Origin of the sequence: Dolichospermum sp. LEGE 00246, assembly GCF_015207865.1 — a bacterium.
GTDB classification, from domain to species: Bacteria; Cyanobacteriota; Cyanobacteriia; order Cyanobacteriales; family Nostocaceae; genus Dolichospermum; species Dolichospermum heterosporum.
Map to the genome: position 1 here is coordinate 1 of NZ_JADEWA010000500.1, position 3,833 is coordinate 3,833.

Consider the following 3,833-nt stretch of genomic DNA (forward strand, 5'->3'; position numbering starts at 1 on the left):
CATGAGCAGCAGCCAATAAAGCAATACCTTGAAGATAATTCTTTTCTTGAAAGAAAATTTCAACTAGAATTAAGGCATCAACAACACGCTGTATTGCTGGTATAACATCAAATTCATGCCCTTTAGTTAAACTCTCACGAATATTAAATACGCTCACCATATTTTTTAAACGTGGTATAACGTTTTTAGTATCTACATAACCAATCTCTTCTAACATAGACAAAGCCGCACCAGGTAAACCTTTACGAACTAATTGTTTCGCTTTTTCAATTTGGATTCCCATCCAGTAATTAGAAATCTCAACTATTTGAGGCTCTGATGCTGGCTTATTATCATTGTTAAAAAATATATTACTGGATAAGAACTTGACCTTTTTAAAGTTACTTAAACTTACAAATTGTACTGCTGAAGAAATTGCTGGAGTTCCCGCTTGATGGCTAACGTATACAGTTTCATCAGGTTTATATTCAGGATATTCTCTTAATTTTTCTTGAATATTTTTAAATTCTTTTTGCACTACCTCTAAAGTTTCATTCCAGTTATCTAGTCCTTTCTTAGATGGTCTTAAAGTGCAGAATTCTAGTTTAATTGATGAGAAGATTTCTTTTTGCTTAAAATACTCCTGAAGTATAAGTTTTAAAGTGCAAGTATCTTGCCAAAAAGGAGAGAATTCATTTTCTACTTTCTCTTTCTCATTCAAATCACCATTTTCATCAACAAATATATTTCTTTGATCAGTCAACAAAACAATAATAATGGATGGTTTTTCATTGAGTTTATCCAAAAAATATTGAGTAAAAGTATCTAACAATGGAAAAGCCAAATCGTCATAATTTTCTTGTACATGATTTCTATATACTATGCCTAATATTCTAGCAGGAACAGGATAAACTTCGTCGGTAGCTTTGTCTTCCTGAATAGCCGCAAATTTATCACATTTTCTGATATCTTTATCATCATATCTAACAGCTTCATAAAAATCTTCCCAATAGGAATCTTTGTTTAGCTGCACATCACTATTGCCTGTTGTAAGAATCCAAATTGACATATTAATTCTCCTACTTACCAAACTTTTTTAAATTCACTATTCTTGTTGAGAAAATCCAAAAACTTTTTAGTTTCTGAAGATTCATCAGGAAAAATAGTCAGCAACTCTACATAACCTTTCCCTGGCACAATTTCACCCTGATCATTAGTAACAAAACGCGGATACATTCGATGCCAAATGCGTCCTGTATTTTCCATACTTCCCGCTAAAATATGAGGATTTCTAATCCTATCATTCCCCTTATAAGCATCATGAAACCAGTGAATTGCTAGACTTTTACTATTTTCTGCAAAACGCGACCACACTTGTACTTTTGGTGCATACCAAGCTTCTCGCCATTGTGTGATGTCATCATTTTTATTTGATTGATTTTGAGGTTGATTCTGGAGAGTTTCGGGACGTTTTGGTGGAGATTTGAGAATAGGAGCTTGATTTGGTTTTGATGTATTTTTGTTATTGGGTATATTAGTTATGACAGTTGTATTTGTAGATTTCTGTGTTGGTATATTGCTTAATAAATTAACATCTTGTTTAATTTGCTTATCTTGTGGTATCCAACTCCGAATTACATCACGAATTTGTTGGATATATTTAGCAATATCATTGGGATTATTTTTGTCATTTTCTAAATTATTGATAGGATAATATTCTGACTCATCAATAAATTGCCAGTGACAACCAATAACCTTTTCTGGATGCTTTTCAAAATAGGTTATATAAAACTCTTTATGACATACTCTGCGCCAAGATTTACCAATTCCACCAAATAGCATGGTAAATTTAATTATAGCTTTGGCTGTATTAATTAACTTGAGTCTTTCTGCATCAGTTATCTCAGGATGCATACAAAAAATATTTAAAGTCCCTTGCGAAAGTTCATAGTGTTTGGGATTAGATGGAAAGCTAAAATTTTCTAAATTAAAATCAAAATTTATTCCCAATAATCCCACATTGGCATCTTTTGAATCTTGATTATTTTTGTCACCAAATCCACCCCATAATTTTTTAGTAATTTCCTTGGCTGTAACTCCGTCAGTCATTCCTGCTAATAAACGTAAAGTATGTCCCCGTAATGTAGCTTTGAACATATTCGGACGGAATTCTGGTGTTTTATTAACTAATGTTGATACACCACCCTTTCCTTTGAGCTTAATTTGTAATAGTAGATGGGAAGGTTTTTGCTGATTATAATCAGTTTCTTGAAAATATCCGTAACCAGCACTAACTCTAGAACCAAGTCCATTAGCTAATGCTATTTCCCAGATTTTTTTAATTTTAGCCCATGCGGGTTTATCTAATTCTTCGCTACTAGAAAACCCGAATTTTAATGTAGTATGATATAGAGATATCATCGAATTTGCATTAGTTAATTTATCTCTATCATCCTTAATTACTTGTCTACTTTCCTGACTATGAACAATATCTACTAATTTTGTTGTCCAGTCTAAATCAACTGGATAAGCACCATGAAACCGCAAAATTCCAGGTTCACTACTACCATCCTCTAATTTTTTACCACAATAGTTTTCTGCTTCTATTCTCCCCTGTTCTTTCCCATAAAGTTGTTTGCAAGCACGAATAAAAGCACCTTTCATGCTTGCACCAGAGAAATAGGGAAAACCTTTAGCACCGATAATTGGACGGATAAAACCCTCATCTTGTCCGCTATTGGAAACCAATCTCCATTTGATTGTGTATTTCCATGTTTCTACCTGAGAACCAAATTCTGGGAATTTAAAGTTTGTATTTTTCGCGGGTTTTACATTTGGTTTTGAACGTGCCAAAGCTTTATTTATTGGCTGCTGGAAATTAGGTACAGCTTGATTGCTGTGAGATACTTCTTTAGGAAGTAAATCTTTAGGAAAAATCCCCTTCCATTCATCAACCCATATCTCTGCATCTTGTCGTTTTTCTGCACTTTTTCGCTTATCAACAACTCTCTGAATTTGGCAACGTCCACCAATTTGAGCGCGGAACATCATGGGTACATCTTCAGCATTCATGGTTATTTTTCCTCTTTAACTTTATTAAATCGCTGTGTCCACCAAACTAAACTGTCACAAAATTGAGTTAAAACAGCTAAAGTTACTCTTTGATGCTCAATGGGAAATTGCTCTTTATCCCAAAACAGAGCCGTCATTTTTTTGATATCTTCTGTTTTAAAATTTTTGCCATCATGCCCTATTTTTTCATTAGGAACAATAATTCCGGCTTTTTTCATGATTTCTACTAATTCTTGCCAAGTTGCTAACCAAAACTCTCCTTTATTATAATCTTCACGATTTTCTTTCTTACTCATTAAGCGTAAATGCTCTCCCCAAAATCTTTCTAATCCATAAGCTGCTGTGACGCGCATTTTATGAGATTCCTTTAAAACCTCTTTGTCTCGATATTTAAGGACTAGATGCTGTGCTTTTTGGTCTAATTCGTAGGAGTTCCAAGTCATGATTTTTTTTCAGTAATATGTTTAATTGTTAAATGACAATGACCTAAACCAATAGATTCGAGTCCACCCAAATAAATCTCACCACTTAATTGACCCTGAATCGGTTTCCATTCCCAATCTTTATCATGGGGTTTAATCGCAATTGGGAAGGCTAAAATTGTACCTTCAGGTAAGGCTTCTGTATTAAAAAATTGACCTTTTTTAGCCATTTTTTTATCATCTTTTAAAGCGACTCGACTCTGACGATATAAAGCCATATCGTGAATCATCGCTATATCATTATCATCTACTACAACTGCTGGTAAATCTTCACCTAAAGGAAACCAATCTGATAAATTC

At 33.6% G+C, this 3,833-nt stretch carries 2 protein-coding genes and 2 pseudogenes; all 4 read right to left on the reverse strand.

The annotated features are described in order from the left end of the window. Positions 1-1,048, reverse strand: a pseudogene (locus tag IQ228_RS22895) (hypothetical protein); the annotation flags it as partial. 14 nt (positions 1,049-1,062) lie between these two features. Beyond that, positions 1,063-3,051 (reverse strand): RAMP superfamily CRISPR-associated protein, encoded by a 1,989-nt coding sequence (locus IQ228_RS22900; protein WP_027402692.1) that lies wholly within the window; start codon positions 3,049-3,051, stop codon positions 1,063-1,065. A gap of 2 nt (positions 3,052-3,053) precedes the next feature. Beyond that, positions 3,054-3,494, reverse strand: coding sequence for a hypothetical protein (locus tag IQ228_RS22905; protein WP_027402691.1), 441 nt, complete (start codon positions 3,492-3,494; stop codon positions 3,054-3,056). Beyond that, positions 3,491-3,833, reverse strand: a pseudogene (locus IQ228_RS22910) (type III-B CRISPR module RAMP protein Cmr4); the annotation flags it as partial. The gene IQ228_RS22905 and the pseudogene IQ228_RS22910, both read right to left, overlap by 4 nt.